15 protein-coding genes and 1 pseudogene are annotated in these 17,076 nt (G+C 53.9%); 9 read left to right on the forward strand and 7 right to left on the reverse strand.

All coding sequences use genetic code 11. The features are described 5' to 3' along the window. The 4 genes from BEN30_RS04800 to BEN30_RS04815 form a co-directional block, all read right to left on the reverse strand. Positions 1-279 (reverse strand): hypothetical protein (locus tag BEN30_RS04800; protein WP_139134855.1); only part of this gene is annotated, 279 nt, incomplete at its 3' end. Positions 280-320: 41 nt separating this feature from the next. Continuing rightward, positions 321-1,943: a FecR domain-containing protein gene (locus tag BEN30_RS04805; RefSeq protein WP_069957215.1), complete on the reverse strand. Its 1,623-nt coding sequence runs from the start codon at positions 1,941-1,943 to the stop codon at positions 321-323. Positions 1,944-2,281: 338 nt separating this feature from the next. Next, a complete protein-coding gene (locus BEN30_RS04810; RefSeq protein WP_170826960.1) occupies positions 2,282-3,763 on the reverse strand; it encodes a S41 family peptidase in 1,482 nt (493 codons plus the stop codon). Positions 3,764-3,804: 41 nt separating this feature from the next. After that, a complete protein-coding gene (locus tag BEN30_RS04815; RefSeq protein WP_069957217.1) occupies positions 3,805-4,740 on the reverse strand; it encodes a DHH family phosphoesterase in 936 nt (311 codons plus the stop codon). Positions 4,741-5,395: 655 nt separating this feature from the next. Here BEN30_RS04815 and BEN30_RS04820 point away from each other — a divergent pair. Further along, the gene (locus BEN30_RS04820; RefSeq protein WP_170826961.1) at positions 5,396-7,327 is read left to right on the forward strand and encodes a methyl-accepting chemotaxis protein; all 1,932 of its coding nucleotides are present in this window, start codon (positions 5,396-5,398) and stop codon (positions 7,325-7,327) included. Between the two features lie 112 nt (positions 7,328-7,439). On the opposite strand, the gene BEN30_RS04825 is transcribed toward BEN30_RS04820, so the two are convergent. The 3 genes from BEN30_RS04825 to BEN30_RS04835 all read right to left on the reverse strand — a co-directional run bounded on the left by BEN30_RS04825 (position 7,440) and on the right by BEN30_RS04835 (position 9,878). Then, complete coding sequence (locus BEN30_RS04825) at positions 7,440-8,516, reverse strand: COX15/CtaA family protein (protein WP_245648990.1); 1,077 nt, start codon at positions 8,514-8,516, stop codon at positions 7,440-7,442. A gap of 113 nt (positions 8,517-8,629) precedes the next feature. Continuing rightward, positions 8,630-8,851, reverse strand: a complete 222-nt coding sequence (locus BEN30_RS04830; RefSeq protein ID WP_069957219.1) for a DUF6967 family protein — start codon at positions 8,849-8,851, stop codon at positions 8,630-8,632. Between the two features lie 19 nt (positions 8,852-8,870). After that, on the reverse strand, positions 8,871-9,878 hold the full coding sequence (locus BEN30_RS04835; protein ID WP_084005032.1) for a TauD/TfdA family dioxygenase: 1,008 nt from the start codon (positions 9,876-9,878) through the stop codon (positions 8,871-8,873). A gap of 529 nt (positions 9,879-10,407) precedes the next feature. On the opposite strand from BEN30_RS04835, the pseudogene dsrA reads away from it, so the two are divergent. The 8 genes and pseudogenes from dsrA to dsrK form a co-directional block, all read left to right on the forward strand. Next, positions 10,408-11,619: pseudogene (gene dsrA, locus BEN30_RS04840) on the forward strand (dissimilatory-type sulfite reductase subunit alpha); the annotation flags it as partial. A gap of 99 nt (positions 11,620-11,718) precedes the next feature. Further along, positions 11,719-12,801: a dissimilatory-type sulfite reductase subunit beta gene (dsrB, locus tag BEN30_RS04845; protein WP_069957221.1), complete on the forward strand. Its 1,083-nt coding sequence runs from the start codon at positions 11,719-11,721 to the stop codon at positions 12,799-12,801. Between the two features lie 105 nt (positions 12,802-12,906). After that, the gene (gene tusD / locus BEN30_RS04850) at positions 12,907-13,266 is read left to right on the forward strand and encodes a sulfurtransferase complex subunit TusD (RefSeq protein ID WP_069957222.1); all 360 of its coding nucleotides are present in this window, start codon (positions 12,907-12,909) and stop codon (positions 13,264-13,266) included. A gap of 4 nt (positions 13,267-13,270) precedes the next feature. Then, complete coding sequence (locus BEN30_RS04855; protein WP_069957223.1) at positions 13,271-13,693, forward strand: DsrE family protein; 423 nt, start codon at positions 13,271-13,273, stop codon at positions 13,691-13,693. Between the two features lie 17 nt (positions 13,694-13,710). Continuing rightward, complete coding sequence (gene tusB / locus BEN30_RS04860) at positions 13,711-14,013, forward strand: sulfurtransferase complex subunit TusB (RefSeq protein WP_069957224.1); 303 nt, start codon at positions 13,711-13,713, stop codon at positions 14,011-14,013. Positions 14,014-14,132: 119 nt separating this feature from the next. Next, positions 14,133-14,468, forward strand: a complete 336-nt coding sequence (locus BEN30_RS04865; RefSeq protein ID WP_069957225.1) for a TusE/DsrC/DsvC family sulfur relay protein — start codon at positions 14,133-14,135, stop codon at positions 14,466-14,468. Positions 14,469-14,703: 235 nt separating this feature from the next. After that, on the forward strand, positions 14,704-15,444 hold the full coding sequence (locus BEN30_RS04870; RefSeq protein WP_069957226.1) for a respiratory nitrate reductase subunit gamma: 741 nt from the start codon (positions 14,704-14,706) through the stop codon (positions 15,442-15,444). Positions 15,445-15,482: 38 nt separating this feature from the next. Beyond that, on the forward strand, positions 15,483-16,979 hold the full coding sequence (gene dsrK / locus BEN30_RS04875) for a sulfate reduction electron transfer complex DsrMKJOP subunit DsrK (protein ID WP_069957227.1): 1,497 nt from the start codon (positions 15,483-15,485) through the stop codon (positions 16,977-16,979). Positions 16,980-17,076 lie beyond the last annotated feature (97 nt).

A 17,076-nucleotide genomic window follows, 5' to 3' on the forward strand; every position in this document is an offset into this window, starting at 1 on the left:
CACCGTAACGCCCAAGGTGGTCGTCGCCGACGCCGTATCCGAAGGCAGACCCGTGGCCGTGTCCGTCACGGTGGTGGTCACTTGCAGATCAAACGAACCGTTGTAGTTGGCGTCCGGCGTGATCGAAAGACCGGACAGATCGTCCGCCCCCAGCGTCCACGTGCCGTTGCCGTTGTCGGTACCAGCCGACAGTTTGGCCCCCGAAGGAACCCCCGAGATCACCACTGACGTGATGGTTTCCGAGCCGTCCGTATCCGACACTCCGGTGGCAATGTTCAAGGCAATCGCCGTGTCTTCCGCACCCGTTGCCGCCGTCGCCGTCAGGTCGGGGCATCCGCAACGGGATTCACGTTCACAGATGCCGTCGTCGATGAACTCGCCGTATCAGTGTTGTCAGAGGACGTGGCGGTGGCGCTGACCGAAAGATCAAAGGTGCCGGAATAATCGCCCTTGGGGATAATTTGCAAGCCATTCAACTGGTCTTGCGTCACCGTCCAGGTGCCATTGCCGTTGTCGGTACCCGCCGACAGCGTCCCGCCGTGCAGATCGCCAGAGATGATGATGTCTGAAATGGTATCATTTGGATCACCCGCCGCAACGGTGATGTTGAGATCAAAGGAACCGTCTTCATTACCCGTCGCGCCCGCAAAGGTGATGACCGGTTCGGCGGCAGAATCGGGGGGCGGGCTGGTGGGATCGTCGTGACCTTTGGGATCACTGGAGGGTTTCGGATCCTTGGAAACCTTGGGTTCTGATGGCGGGCCGTCAGTTCCACCCAACTTGGTCAAAATGGCTGACGCTATATGATCGACATCCATGGCAGAGTGACTGTCGTTGGAACCCGTCTGACCGGTATCGCCACTGGCCACGTTCCAGTTGGCAAGGTCAGTATCCAGCACATCGGTGACAGAGGTGGTGTCGATCTCGGCCAAAGCATCGCCGCCAACTTGAGCACCGCCTGCGGCGGTATCATATTCATTGTAGTTGATGCCAGAGGCCTGAAGGCCAAAATCGTTTGCGTTCGGCTGCGTTAACGGCAAATGACGCAATGCGCTGGAAAACTGGGAGATCATTTGATCGGACGAGATGGTTGACGTGGCCGACGGCGAGGTCGAGAAGCTGTGCACGACCGTAAATTCATTGGCACCGTTCAAAACCGACACGCCCGCACCGTTCATGACCACGACTTCACCAATGAAACCGTCAGATTCTTCCATCAGGGCAATATCGAGGGTTTGACCGTCTTTGATGTCCAGGCCCACCTGGGTGCCGCGAATACCAATGGTCGCCACCGGGGTGTGCAGACTCATGGCGTCGGGATCGGTTTTGGCCACTTGGCCCGAAACGAAGGTAAACACGCCTTGCATCACAGACAAAGACACCGAACCTTCTTGGGTGCCCGGATCGTAAACCATTTCATCCAGCACCATGCGGCCGTCTTCGGCCATGGAGAAGGTGGTTTCGTCTGCCAAAATAACACCGATTGAACCGTCGGCACCGGTTTCGAGAATGTCGCCCTGATAAACGGGGTCGCCGACTTTCAGCTCAACGCGCGTACCGTCCGCGCGGATGGCCGTCACCGTGCCTTGAAGATTTTCAACCTGACCGATGGGTTGTTCCGCGACGCCTTCAGCACCAGCCTGGGCTACCATACCAGGGGCGACAGAGCCCGCCAAACGACCGGCCAAATCGCCGGCAACTTGCGCGCCTTGAGCAGAGGAGAGATCGGGCAACGGATCCATCGTGAAGTAATCCGTCACAACGACTTCGCTGCCGTCAGGCCACGTCATCACCAAATCAGGTCCCTCATGGGCGAAATCCGCCGTCGCAGGATTAAGCCCATCGGGCAACGTCAGCATATCGCTTGTCGTTGCTTCAATCGTCGTGCTGGCATTTGCACCAGTCGCGTCGAGGGGGGTATTGCCTAGATCATTGGTAGCCATGATTCGAAACCTTCCGATGTCATAAAACTGCAGGGGTCCATAGCAAACCGGTCATTTGATCCGGCCCCTAGAACGCAAAAAACCAACCAAAAACTAGAACCCGATTCATGGGGTTTCCGCCTGGTCAGCCTTCAAAAGAGCGTAAATGTGTTGGTGTTGCTTTCAAAAGCATATATCGGCGCTGATTCTCCCGTCAACAGACGCCCCCCAATGTGATGATATAAGGAAAGCTGTTGATCTTGGCGGCACATAAAAGCGCACGCCATGGACAAAACGTTTACCTTAGCGTGACGTTTTAGCCCGCTTGAGAGCGCAAAAACGGGGGATTGAGGGAACCGCTACAAAGCCGGCTTGGCAGTGACTTCCTGGGCGATGTTTGCAAGAAATGCCGTCGTTGAACCCGCGTGCAAATACGCCAACGCGCAGCCCAGTTCGCGGTCGTCATTTTTAGGCCCTGCCATCGGACATGCGCTTTGATCCAAAGTGGCGCTGGCCGGTTTTTCTTCCAGAGAATCTCCGTCCAGTGCGTGGGGCAAGTCCGCTTCGCGTGGGAAAACGGGCAGATCTTTTTGCTCTTGTGTTTGCTCGCTTTGCGGGCGCTTCAGCACAATATCCGGGCCAACGCCACGGGCCTGAATGGTATGGCCGGACGGCGAGTAATAGCGCGCCGTCGTCAACCGCAGCCCCCCTTCCAGTGGCAACGGCTGAATGGTCTGCACGGAGCCCTTGCCAAAGGAGCGACGTCCCATAATCAAGGCACGGTGATGATCTTTCAGGGCACCCGCAACGATTTCGGACGCCGAGGCAGAACCTTCGTTGATCAGCACAACGATGGGCACACCGTGGCTCAAATCACCGGGTTTAGCCAAAAACTCGCGGTTACGCTTGGCATCGCGTTCGCGCACCGAAACGATCTTACCCTTGTCCAAAAAGCTGTCCGACACAAACAAGGATTGATTCAAAAGCCCACCCGGATTGTTGCGCAAATCCAAAACGACGCCCTTCAGATTTGATCCGGCTTGAGCATCCAATTCGGCAAAAGCCTGTTCGAGTTTATCTTCAACCTTTTCCGTAAAGCTGACGATACGCACATAGGCCACATCGCCTTCCATCCGCCAGCGTACGGAGCGTATTTGCACGATGGCTCGCACAACCTCCACATCAAACGCACTTTGACCTTCGCGCACAATGGTCAACACAATAGATTCACCTGGCCGCCCGCGCATCCGTTTAACGGCTTGGCTTAGATTCATGTCGCCAATGGACTCACCATCGAGGTGGGAAATGTGGTCTCCGGCCAGAATTCCGGCGCGAAACGCAGGCGTGTCTTCGATGGGCGAAACCACCTTGATCAAGCCTTTCTCCTTATCCATCATCACTTCAAGACCAAAACCGCCAAATTCGCCCTGCGTAATAACGTGGGTTTCACGCAGTTCTTCGGGGTTTAAGTAGCTGGAATGCGGATCCAAGGTCGCGATCATGGCGTCTAGCGCCGCTTCCACAACCACGCGCGGATCGCCGGAACCGGGAGCCAGTTTTAAGTCTTCCACCCCTTTTATAGCGGCGTCGACCAGCATTGCGCTGTCGGTTGTGGTGACGTAATTGGACTGAACAACCCGAAAGGCATCGCGGAAATGATCGCGCTGGCGCAAGTTTGCGGGGTTGTTGACGGTGAGCTTATAGGTATCGTCAAACCGCTCCAGATCTTTTTCGCTGTCCGGATCGATGGTTGTCACGGAGCCGAACACCCGCAGCACCTGATCGATGGCAACATTTCCATCCGAACAGGCGCTGAGCGTCTGCAGAAGCCCAAAGGCCATGGCTCCGCCCAAAGCGAAAACCATTATCTGCGTAAAGCGGTTCATCCGTCGGCTGTAATCCGGCTAATCAATTCGGCTTGAACGCGGGCCGCGTCATCATTGTCGATCTGGCAGGTCCCGGCGTTCATGTGCCCGCCCCCGCCATATTCGAGCATCAATGTGCCGATGTCCGTCTTGGAAGATCGGTTGATAATCGACTTACCCACTGCAAACACGGTATTCAGCTTGTTCAAGCCCCAAATCGCGTGAATGGAAATGTTGGTATCCGGATACATCGCATAAATCATAAAGCGATTGGTGGCAAAGATGGTGTCTTCTTGGCGCAAGTCCAAAACCACCAAATTACCATGCACGGTGGAGCACCGCTCCACTTGTTCACGCGCTTTAATGGCGTGGTCTTTGTACAGTTCGACCCGTTCAATCACGTCGGGAAGCTGCAAAATTTCTTCGATCGAGTGATCGCGGCAATAATCGATCAGTTCCATCATCAATTGATAATTGGAGATGCGAAAATCTTTAAAACGACCCAGTCCGGTACGCGAATCCATGATGAAGTTGAGCAAAACCCATCCGTCAGGGTTGAGAATTTCGTCTTCACTGAACTGTGCACTATCGGCTTTGTCGACCGCATCCATCATCTCGGTCGAGACGTTTTTGAACTCCAACCGACCGCCGTAGTAATCGTAAACCACCCGCGCCGCAGATGGGGCTTCGGGGTCGATGACATGATCGGGGGGGATATCGTCAAGGCGGATCATCTCACTGGCGTGGTGATCAAACGCAATATGAACGCCCGGCACGTAGGGCAAGTTGGTGGTGATGTCATCTTCCGAGATCAGAATGGTGCCATCTTGCATGTCTTTGGGGTGAACGAACTTAATGTCTTCGATCAAATCCATTTCTTTGAGCAGCACAGCGCAGACCAAGCCATCAAAGTCACTTCGAGTCACCAAACGGAATTTTCTGTGATCGCTCATCCAAGTCTATCCCTTAATCGACAGTTACTACCTTAATGAAGAACCTGCTCCATAATCGATCCCAAAGCCAGCGTTTTGCTCAACGTCTTATATAAAGAGATTCTAGCGTTCATTCACAAGTCCAAAGGCATTCTATCGGAAATCAACCAACACTCACAAGGCGTTATTGCCGCGTTGAAGCTGTAAATCGGATTTTTTCGCTCCAGAGCCGCTCGCAACCTCCAACATTGGCGCAAACGCGCTCTGTTCACGTCTCATCAATTGATCAAGAAACAAACGGCCCTTTGCGCCATCTCACAACCACCCGAAAGCCGATTATGGTTGATTATAAGAATTAAAACCTCGTCTAAACACCATTAACGCTTCTGATTTTCTAAGGAAAAACACACAATTGTGAACAGTCTATGCATGATATCAAATGTTTTTCTCCCCCCCTGACTTGACCTTAATCAAATACCTAGCTTATATCCCGTGCCATCTATACTGCCTAAAAACCTCTTTTTTAGGGTTAAGCACTTTACCGCCAGGAGTTAAGGCTATGTTTTCAAACATGAAAATTGGGGCTCGAATTGTTTTAGCCTTAACACTTCCGATCTTAGGATTACTGTTCTTTTCCGCTTACTCGATTTATGCAAAGCATCAAGTCTCGTCTGAGATGGATTCGCTTCAGCAATTGGCTGAAGTCGCTCCGCAGATCAGTGGCGTTGTCCATGAATTGCAAAAGGAACGTGGAACTTCAGCCGTTTACATCGGTTCAAAGGCTGCCAAATTTGCCAAGGAGCTTCCTGTACAACACGCTGACACCAATGCGGCTATGGATGCCTTAAACGCCGCCCTGAAATCCTTTGATGCTCAAAGTTTTGGCAAAACCCTCAACACCAAGCTCACCGCCGCACTCAGTGCGCTGTCCGAATTGGATGCCAAGCGTAACGGCGTCTCAGGTCTGACAATGAGCGTGCCGGATATGGCTTCGTATTACACCGGCACCATCGCAAAACTGCTCAGCATCGTTGAAGAAATGGCCGTCATCAGCACCAACGCCAAGGTCACCAAGACCATCACGGCCTACACCAGTTTTCTCCAAGCGAAAGAACGCGCGGGCCAAGAACGCGCCATGGGTGGCGCTGGTTTTGGGGCCGGCAAGTTTGCACCGCCGATCTACCGTCGTCTGGTTGAGCTGATCGCTGAACAAAACGTGTTGCTGTTCACCTTCAATGTCTACGCCACAGACACGCAAAGAACCGCCTTAAAAGACATCGTCAAGGGTGACGACGTCGATGAAGTCACCCGCATGCGCAAAATTGCCGTGGACAGCCTTTACACCGGCACCACCGAAAACATCGAAGGGCCTTATTGGTTCAAGACCATCACGTCAAAGATCAATAAACTGAAAGAGGTGGAAGACGTCATTTCCACCGATTTGAAAGCGCAAGCCAGCTCCATCAAAAGTGCTGCTTCCACATCGTTTTATCTGTTCTTGATTGCCACCACAGTGCTGATTGTGATCACCACAGGACTGGTTTATGTCATCGTATCTGGAATCACCCGCCCGATCACCAGTCTGACCTCAACCATGCGCACCCTGGCTGACGGCGACACGTCCGTGCATGTGTCCGGCACCCATCGCGGCGATGAAATTGGTCCCATGAGCATGGCTGTTGAAGTGTTTAAGGAGAATATGATCCGCAACCTTGAAATGGCCGCCCAGCAAGAAGTCGAAACGCGCGCAAAAGAACAAAAAACTTTGGCCATGGAAAAATTGGCTTCCTCGTTTGAAGTCGATGTTACGGGCGTTTTGAATGAGGTCTCTCAGGCCTCAAACTCCATGCAAAAAACCGCGGAAAGCATGGCCGCAACGGCCGAAGAAACCTCGACCCAATCCACCATCGTTGCGGCGGCGGCCGAAGAAGCCTCGACCAACGTGCAAACCGTTGCCAGCGCAGCCGAAGAACTGTCCAGTTCCATTTCAGAAATCTCGCGCCAAGTGGCCCAGTCGACGCAAATTTCGTCGACCGCCGTGGCGGAAGTCAAAGGGGCCAATGACAAGGTCCAGGGCTTGGCCGACGCCGCGCATAAAATCGGCGAAGTGGTGGCGTTGATCACCGACATTGCCGATCAAACCAATTTGCTGGCGTTGAACGCAACCATCGAGGCGGCGCGGGCGGGTGACGCGGGTAAAGGCTTCGCCGTTGTGGCATCCGAAGTCAAAAACCTCGCCAATCAAACGGCCAAGGCAACGGAAGAGATTTCCAACCAAATCGGAGGCATTCAAACCGCCACCCAAGATGCCGTGCAGGCCATCGGCTCCATCGGTGGAACCATTGGGAAAATGAGCGAAATTGCCTCCGCCATCGCCGCTGCCGTCGAAGAACAAGGCGCTGCAACCCAAGAAATCGCCCGCAACGTCGAACAAGCCTCTGCGGGAACCGGGGAAGTAACCTCCAACATTGCGGGCGTCAGCCAAGCCGCTGGGGATACCGGACAGGCCGCCGAAATGGTCCTGGCTGCGGTCAACACCTTGACGTCTCAGTCCGATAAACTGAGCCACCAAGTGCAAGACTTCCTTCAAGGCCTGAAGAAGATCTAAGGCGAAGAAGATCTAAGGCGAAGAAGATCTAACGCTTCGTTCTGGGCACTGAGTTCTGGGCGCTCTTGGCGCTTAGTCTAGGGCGCTTAGTTCTAGGGTTTGGTCTCGGCGCTTAGTTCTGGCGGGGTGCGCGCAGTTCATGTGCGCACCACAGCGCCAGAGAAAACAACACCACAGCGCCCATTTGATGCAGGCTGGCAACAGCCACCGGTACCACCAACACCAGTGTGGTGATGCCCAGGCCAACTTGAACCAAGGCCATCATCCCCAACAGGGAAATCGCTTTGCGGGTGCGCGGTGCCAGGTGCTTGTCCACCGAACTGATCCAAAACAGCACCACCAATACGCCCGTCAACTCCGCCAAGGTGCGGTGGTTGAACTGTATGGTGGTGATGTCTTCAAACGGCGCCGCCCATACAGGGACATAATCGTACAGACCGCCGGGTATGAGCGAACCGTCCATGAGCGGGAAGGTGTTGTAGGCAAAGCCAGCGTCCGTGCCCGCGACGAAGCCACCCGACAGCGCCGTCAACGCGATCAGGGCGAACAACCACTTCACCCGTCGGCTCAAGTTTTGCGGATCTTGATGATAAACGTCATAAGGTTCACGTTTCAGCAAGCCCATCGCCACCCACAACAAGGCGGCAATGATCAACAGCGCCAAGCCAAAATGAGCGGTCAGACGGTACTGACTGACGTCTGGATGGTCCACCAAGCCGCTCATGACCATAAACCAGCCCATCACGCCCTGAGACCCGCCCAGCACAAACAGGCCCAGAAACTTCCAAAACAAAGCCTCCGACACCCGCACCCACCGCATAATGAAGAAGGCTGCAAAGGGCAAGAAAAACGCAAAGCCCAGCAACCGCCCCCACACCCGATGAATAAACTCCAGCCAAAAAATGCCTTTAAAGCCGTCCAAGTCCATGCCGGCATTGATCCGGCTGTATTCCGGGAATTGCTGATATTTGGCGAACAAATCGGCCCATTCGGCATCATTAAGTGGCGGAATCCAGCCCATCAGGAGGTTCCATTCCACCATCGACAGCCCCGAATGCGTAAGCCGCGTCAAGCCCCCCAGCAAGACCATCACCATCACCATGCCCGCAACGGACAAGAGCCACCCCGCCATCCAATTGGCGCGACGCTGAATCAATCTGGCACTGAGTGGAATATGCGTGTTGGTCAAAATGGCCTCCCCATGAGCATTTTTTGTCTTTAGCTTCTATACATAAAGTTTATACGCCCCCCACCGGGGTGTGACAATTGACCACGGTTAACCGGAATGGCGAAACAACGCCGTCACGCAGCTGGCGGATTGGCCTTCACCCACGCGCCCATCAGCTCGATGAGGTGCTGCGCGGTGTCTGAATCGAGTTCCAAGTCGGTGAACCGTTTGCCCTCTTTGACGCGCATGCGCAGCATTTTAAAGCCGCCTTCGTACTCAACGTCGGAAAAGGTGAGTTCTTTGTTCCACGGCGCGTTGACAATCTCGATTTCAGTGATGGATTTGTGATCGCTCATGGGCGGTTTCCTTTTTGTCTTAAATGAGAGAGGCAGTCCCTTCTATACGCTCAATATAGCGCGCGCGCAGCATCATGCGATTCAGGTCATCTTGAGCACCGTCTTCAAACCCGGTGCGGGTGTGCAGAACATTGTTGCAGATTAAGCCTTCGCCCGGTTTCATCGTGTGACGGAAAATATAAGGCTCGCCGGGGCCGCCATCCGTCAAAATCTCTTCCATAAACGCCACCGCCTTTTGGCTGGCAGCGTCCTTGGCCCACACAATATTGCGTTTGCGCGCGGTGTAACGCATGTACAAGCTGCCGTCTTTACGGTTGAGCGAGAATACCGGCCCTGTCACATCGCCACGATTGACGTCTGTGTCCACATCGTTGCCGGGAATGGTCATGGCCTCATCGGCACACAGAGCCGCGACCATTTCGGGATCGCGTTCGCGCATCAATAAATAGACCATTTCCGGATCAAACAGGGCATTTTGCCCCCCCGCCGTCCCAGCCGGGCGCACACAGTGCAAAATCATCGCCCGGATTCGCCGGGCCGGCGTGTTGTAATATCCATCGGTGTGCCAATTGATTGGTCGGCTGGTGTAAGGAATGTACATTTTACGCCCCGCTTCCAGGCGCTGCGCACCTGCCGCAACGTGCAGCGGCGTGATGGCATCTTCGTCGGCGTACGGGTTTTTGTCCAAGTGGTGCAAGCCAAAACACCGTCCCAAGGCACACACCTGATCCTTGCTGTCTTCCACATCCGCCAAGACTGGAACCGCGTAAACGGCCATGTTGCAACGACGCACCCGGTCGCGAATCGCATCTAATTCAAAGGCACTAGGCGCCGAAGAATCTTTCACCTCGACCACCAGGTCCGCAGCCGTTTTTGGGAAGCCTGCCAGCTTGACATCGCGCCAGCGCGCGTAAGCCTCTTCATTATCGAGAGAAAACGGGCCTTTTGCGCCTCCACCGGGCGCCAACGAGACGGCTTCACACTGAAACTGCTGTTTTTGCCCCGGCTCAAAAAATGTGTTGGTCATTTTATTTTTTTTATCCTTCTCGCCGATTTTAGCAATTTTAGGTATTTTTCAACATCACCAAATTGTTACTCGATTTTTTAGTCTGATTTTAGTGTTTATATACGGATGATTAAGACACTGAATTGTAACAAAATTTCAGAATTGGTGCGTTGCAGCACATTTCCTGTTGGACATATTAGATTGCCGTAATATAAAATCCATCGAAATAACGAACAAATGCGTGGAGACACGCACACGAACTTACAAAAAATATAATTGTGAGACGTGCAAAAAAAGAACAGGCGTTGGCTGTACCGGGGGTTCGCCCTCACAGGCAAAACCGCTAACAGACGCGTCCTGGTGTGTCCCGATGGGACATACTGTTTTTTGGCTGGATTTCCAGCTTGGAAACGGGGGGACCTCTTTAAGCTCCTGAAGGTTCAGGAGTGGGGACCCTTTTTGTGTCCTTTTTGGGATCGAACGAACTCTGCGGAGGAATGAAAAAAAATAGGCGACGAATAAACCAAATACTCCCAATCTCGATCAGCTCGAAGCTGGCCCGTGGCCGAGCTTTGTTACGGGCCTTAAGCGCCTGGCTGACGATGAGGGTAAATCTTATGCTCCGATCATGAAGAGCCTGCTCGGTCAGCTTGAGCACTCCTATGAAACCCGTAAGGGTTATTGGAAAGGCGGCACCGTTGGTGTGCGTGGTTATGGCGCTGGCGTTATCCCTCGCTTCTCGGAAGTTGCCGATAAGTACAAGGAAAGCGCTGAGTTCCACACACTGCGCATCATGCCGCCGGCTGGCATGCACTACGACACTGGCACGCTGCGCAAAATGTGCGACGTGTGGGAAAAGTATGGCTCTGGCCTGATTGCTTTCCACGGCCAGTCTGGCGACATCATGTTCCAGGGCTGCTCCACCGAAAACGTCCAACCGGCTTTTGATGAGCTGAACGAAATGGGCTTCGATTTGGGTGGTGCCGGTGCAGGCGTGCGGACCTCGATGAGCTGCGTCGGCGCTTCGCGTTGCGAACACTCTTGCTACGACGAAGGCAAGGCCATGCGCATGGTCATCAACAACATGCTTGATGACATGCACCGTCCGAGCTTGCCGTACAAGTTCAAGGCAAAGTTCTCGGGCTGCGCCAACGATTGCGTCAACGCTTCGCACCGTTCAGATTTCGCCGTTTTGGGCACCTGGGCCGACGACATCAAAGTCGACCAAGCCAAGATCCAGGAAAAAGTTGCGGAAATGGGCCGCAAGGCGTTCAACGACCAAGTCGTGAACATGTGCCCGACCCGCGCGTTGTCCCTCAACGACGACGACACCTTGGACATCGATAACGAAAGCTGCGTTCGTTGCATGCATTGCATCAACGTTTGCACCAAAGCGATGTCTCCGGGCGACGAAAAGGGTGTGACCATCCTGATGGGTGGCAAGCGCACGCTGAAGATCGGTGATCTGATGGGCACCGTGGTCGTTCCGTTCCACAAAATGGAAGATGAAGACGATTACGAGTGGTTGGTTGAACTGTCTGAAAACGTTCTCGACTTCTTCGCCGAAAACGCACTCGAACATGAGCGCACCGGTGAAATGATCGAGCGTATCGGCCTGGTCAACTTCCTGGAAGGTATCGACATCGAAGTTGATCCCAACATGGTCAGCCATCCGCGCACCAGCTCTTATGTCCGTATGGACGGCTGGGACGAAGAAGTTGAAAAGTGGAACGCCCGCAAAGGCGCTGCAGCGGCCGAATAAGCTTGGCTCAACCCACTAATTTGTAAACAAACACCCGCCGGGATTTCATCCTGGAATTCCGGCGGATGTTGACTGACACGAGAATTTTGGAGGACTACCATGAGTGAAGCGCAAGAAGCTCCACGTATGCCGGATGAATGCGGCGTCCCGGACGGCATGGCTTTCATGCATCCGGCTCTGAAGAAGAACTACGGCAACTGGGACTATCACGACCGTCCCCAAGTCGGCGTTCTTCATCACGTTGCAAAAGACGGCAGCGAAGTCTGGACTGTCAAGGCGGGTACGCAGCGTCAGATGGACGTTTATACCATCCGCAAGCTGTGCGATATCGCTGACGAATTGGCTGGTGGCCACGTTCGTTTCACCACCCGCTCGAACATCGAGTATATGGTTGAAAGCGCAGCCGAAGTTGAACCGTTGATCGCACGTCTGGAAAGCGAAGGCTTCCCCGTTGGCGGCACCGGCAACTCGGTTTCGATGATCTCTCACACCCAGGGCTGGCTGCACTGCGACATTCCGGGCACCGATGCCTCGGGCGTTGTGAAGTCTCTCATGGATGCCATGTACCATGAGTTCAAGCATGAAGAGATGCCGAACCGCGTCAAAATCACCACCTCTTGCTGCCAGATCAACTGTGGCGGTCAAGGTGACATCGCGATCAACATTCAGCACACCAAGCCGCCGATCATCAACCACGATCTGGTGTCCAACATGTGCGAACGTCCGGCCGTTGTGGCCCGTTGCCCGGTGGCGGCTATTCGTCCCGCGCTGGTGAACGGCAAAGCAACCCTGGAAGTCGATGAGAAAAAATGCATTTGCTGCGGTGCGTGTTTCCCGCCCTGCCCGCCGATGCAGATCAACGACCCGGTTAATTCCAAGATCGCCATCTGGGTTGGTGGTAAGCACTCTTCGACCCGTTCCAAGCCGTCTTTCCACAAGCTGGTTGCCGCTGGCATCCCGAACAACGCTCCGCGTTGGCCGGAAGCTACGGAAATCGTGCTGAAGATCCTTGCCGCATACAAAGAAGGTGGCAAGCCTTGGGAACGCATGAACGAATGGATCGACCGTATCGGTTGGCCGCGCTTCTTCGAAGTCACCGGTCTGCCCTTCACCAAGTTCCACATCGAAGATTGGCGCGGTGGCCGCAGCACGTTGAACGCGTCCTCTCACGTTCATCTGTAGGCATCTTTAGACCAACTCTGAAGTCGACAGCATTTCTTGCGGGGGGCGATTATTTTCGCCCCCCCAAAGAAAACAAGACAAAGATATGAAACAAGGGATTGTTTTATGAAGTTCGGTATTTTGATCAATGAAGGACCGTTCACACATCAAGCGTCCGACACGGCTTATCATTTCACCAAAGCCGCGTTGGAAAAGGGCCATGATGTCCCCCGCGTGTTCTTCTATTACGACGGCGTGAACAACGCCAACAAGCTTTCCGAGCCACAAGCCGATGACCGCAATTTGGTCAAGTTGTGGGGCCAATTGGCCGCTGAAAAGAACGTTGACCTGGTGGTGTGTGTCGCCGCCGGTATGCGTCGCGGCATTAAGGACGAGAACTTGGCCGACGGGTTCCGCATTTCTGGCCTCGGCCAGTTGGTGGAAGCCGGTATGGGCTGCGACCGTCTCATGATGTTTGGAGACTGATCCCATGGCTGAATACGAATTTGAAACAGAAGGCGTCAAAAAGACCTTCACCTTCATGAACCGCAAAGCGCCTTATGGCACGGTCTACGCTCTCGAAGTGTTGGAAACGGTTTTGATCTCGGCAGCGTTTGAACAGCACGCCAACATCGTGTTTGCTGATGATGGCGTCTACCAGCTGAAAGCCGGCCACGACACCACCGGGATCGGCATGAAAAACTTCTCGCCCACGTTCGGCATTATCGAAATGGAAAAAGAAGACGCCGATGAAGACGAAGACATTGATATGGTCTGGCGCATCATCGTCGAAAAAGAATCCATGGAAGCCCGTGGCTTGACTGCGGATGACTTCAAGGTTGAAGTCGAAGTGCTCAGCGCGGCTGAACTTGCTGACATCGTTGACGCCTCCGACTGCGTCATCAGCGGCTAGAGAAGGAGAGACATATTATGCTTCACACCGTGAACAAGTCGCCCTTCGAACGCAACTCGCTTGACACATGCTTGCGTCTGGCGAAAAAAGGCTCTGCCATTTTGCTCATTGAAGACGGCGTTATCGGTGCCGTTAAGGGCACGGTGCAGTCTGCAAAAATTGAAGGTGCCGTAAAAGACCACCCCGTTTTTGTTTTGGGTCCGGACTTAAAAGCCCGTGGCCTTGCCGAAGATCAAGTGATTGATGGCGTAAAAGTCGTAGATTACGCGGGCTTCGTAGACTTAGCTGAGGAACACGGCACGCACAGCGCGTGGCTTTAAAGTAACTTGAGTTCTGCCCCAAGCCGGGGCTGATTATTCGCCCCCGTTTGGGCATTGGATTCCGATCTCTCCCCCCGCAAGGGACCACCCCAGGGGATCGGACAAAAGGAGACAACACTATGGCTGCATATACCGTAAACGGTGTAGATTACGAACACGACGAAGAAGGCTACATTCTTGACGTTACCAACTGGAACGAAGACTTGGCAAAAGTCATCGCCGTTGAAGAAGGCCTGGATATGACCGACGAGCATTGGCTGGTCGTCAACTTCCTGCGCGAATACTACAACGAATATCAGATCGCTCCTGCTGTTCGCGTGCTGGTCAAAGCCGTGAAAAAGCAGTTCGGCGCTGAAAAAGGCTCCAACAAGTACTTGTATGAGCTGTTCCCCTACGGTCCTGCTAAACAGGCTTGTAAGGTTGCCGGTTTGCCGAAGCCCACGGGCTGCGTCTAAGGCGTCTTGATTTCCTGGGGCGAGCGGATCTCCGGCCAGCTCGCCCCGGACTTCACCACCGTTATTGGCACAACGTTTTACACGATACTCTGCACGACCCCGTGATGGCTTTTGGGCCTGAACGCTTTTTGATTACCTAAAGACATTGTTTTTGTTCATTTGTTTTGCCTTTTTTGACCACCCAATTTGTTTTGCAGTGTTGCAAGCGACTAAGAGTTTTGAGGACTGATACGTGATGTCGACCTTGTCAGTGATCTACGCGATACTTTTTTACGCGGCGACAGCAGTGCTGGTCGTTGGTTTGGCATTGCGGATTAAGCTGTACGCCGCCACGCCAACACCGTTGAAGATTCCCACCATGCCTGCCCCACTGACAAAGTCCGGTGCAGCATTTCGGGTCTTTCGCGAAGTTGCGTTCTTCGAAAGCTTGTTCAAATCCAATCGCTGGATTTGGATTTTTGCCGTGTTGTTCCACGCCGGCCTGGCTTTGGTATTGATGCGTCATGTGCGTTACTTCCAGGCCGACATTTGGTTGGTTGTGAAACTGATCCAACCGTTTGGCATTTATGGCGGTATGGCTATGGTTGCGGGTCTGTTGGGCCTGTGGGCGCGGCGCTTGGTTCAAGAACGTATTCGGTACATCACCGGCCCATCTGATCATTTGATGTTGGCGTTGTTGGTGCTGATTGGCCTTTCGGGCTTGAACATGAAGTTCCTCAGCCACACCGACATTATCCAGGTGAAGACATTCTTCTTAGGCTTACTGCGCTTTAACATTCAAGATTTACCGACCGATGGCCCGCTTTTGATTCACTTGGGCGCTGTTGCAGCTTTGATGATTGTGTTTCCGTTCAGCAAACTTTTGCATGCACCGGGCGTGTTCTTCAGCCCATCGCGCAATCAGGTTGACGATGCACGTGACAAACGCCACCTGGCGCCGTGGGCGGCTCACATGGACGCAGATCGCGACGCCTAAACGGCTCGTGGCATAGACTTCGATCGAGGAATTTCATCGTGGCAGACCAAAAATTTGAAACCCCGGCGTTCCGCGAATTCAGGGACAATCCCGCCATCAAAGACGGCGCGATGTCGCATTCGCAACCCTTCGTCGCCAAGCCCGAACATAATACTCCGCTCGGCTTTCCGGGCGAATTGGTAGACAACTGGGAAGTCAAAGCCGTTGAAAAGCTGGGCGACCTGCTGAACAAAAACCGGGCTCTGCGCGTCTATCTGGACAGCTGCGTCAAATGCGGTGCATGCACCGACAAATGTCACTATTTCCTCGGCACCGGCGATCCCAAGAACATGCCGGTTGCACGCCAAGATTTGCTGCGCTCTTTGTACCGTCGTCACTTCACCCTGGCGGGCAAACTTGTCCCCGGTCTGGTCGGCGCCAAAGACATGGACAAGGAAATGCTGGACGACTGGTACAAGTACTTCCACCAGTGTTCACAGTGTCGTCGTTGCTCGGTGTTCTGCCCTTACGGCATTGACACCGCTGAAATTTCCATGGCGGCACGCGACATCATGGATCACATCGGCGTCGGTTCGAAATACTCAAACGAAATTCTCGCCAAGGTCCACGTCATTGGCAACAACTTGGGCCTGCCGCAACCGGCCTTGGCCGATACCCTTGAAGGTCTGGAAGAAGACGTCCTCGACGACGACGGTGTGGACGTGAAATTCCCCCTCGACGTTCACGGTGCCGACGTGTTGCTGGTGACCCCGTCTGCCGACTTCTTTGCCGAACCCCATGTGGACGGTTTGATCGGTTACGCCAAGGTCTTCCACCAAGCGGGCATCAGCTGGACCTTGTCGTCCTACGCTTCGGAAGCGGCCAACTTCGCGATGTTCATCGGTTCGTACGAACAGATGCACAAGGTCGCCAACCGCATCCGCAAAGCGGCTCTCGATTTGGGTGTGAAGCGCATTATCTTTGGTGAATGCGGCCACGCTTGGCGGGTTGCGTACTCGTTCCTCAACACCTTGGCCGGCCCGTGGGATTTCTTGGACCCGAAATACCCGGTGCCGCAGCACATTTTGGAAGTCACCAACGGCTTGATCCAATCGGGCGGCATCGTCCTGGACGCCGAAGCCAATGATGACAAAGTGCTCACGTTCCATGACAGTTGTAACGTCGCGCGCGGTTCGCGTATGGGCGACGTCGAAGGCGGTCAGTTCATCATCCCGCGCAACGTCATCAAGGCGAGTGTGAATCGCTTCGTTGAAATGGACCCGCAAACCACAATGGAAAAAACCTTCTGTTGCGGTGGTGGTGGCGGTCTCTTGACCGATGACTTGATGGAATTACGCGTTAAAGGCGCGCTGCCGCGTATGGAAGCGCTCCATGACGTGGTTAACAACCACGGCGTCACGCACATGGCCGCAATCTGCGCCATTTGTAAGAGCCAATTCACCAAGGTGATGCCGTACTACGGTTTCTCCATGGATATGATTGTAAGTGTGCATCAACTGGTCGGCAATGCCATCCAGCTTGGGGCAAAAGAATAGACGAACAACGAACAGGCAACGCGAGGGATTGTCTCGCCGCCCCCTGACACAAAAAAACAGGGCATCATCACAGAGGGGCTGAAGCCCCCTTGCGAGG

It is taken from the genome of Magnetovibrio blakemorei (assembly GCF_001746755.1).
Classification (GTDB): Bacteria; Pseudomonadota; Alphaproteobacteria; order Rhodospirillales; family Magnetovibrionaceae; genus Magnetovibrio; species Magnetovibrio blakemorei.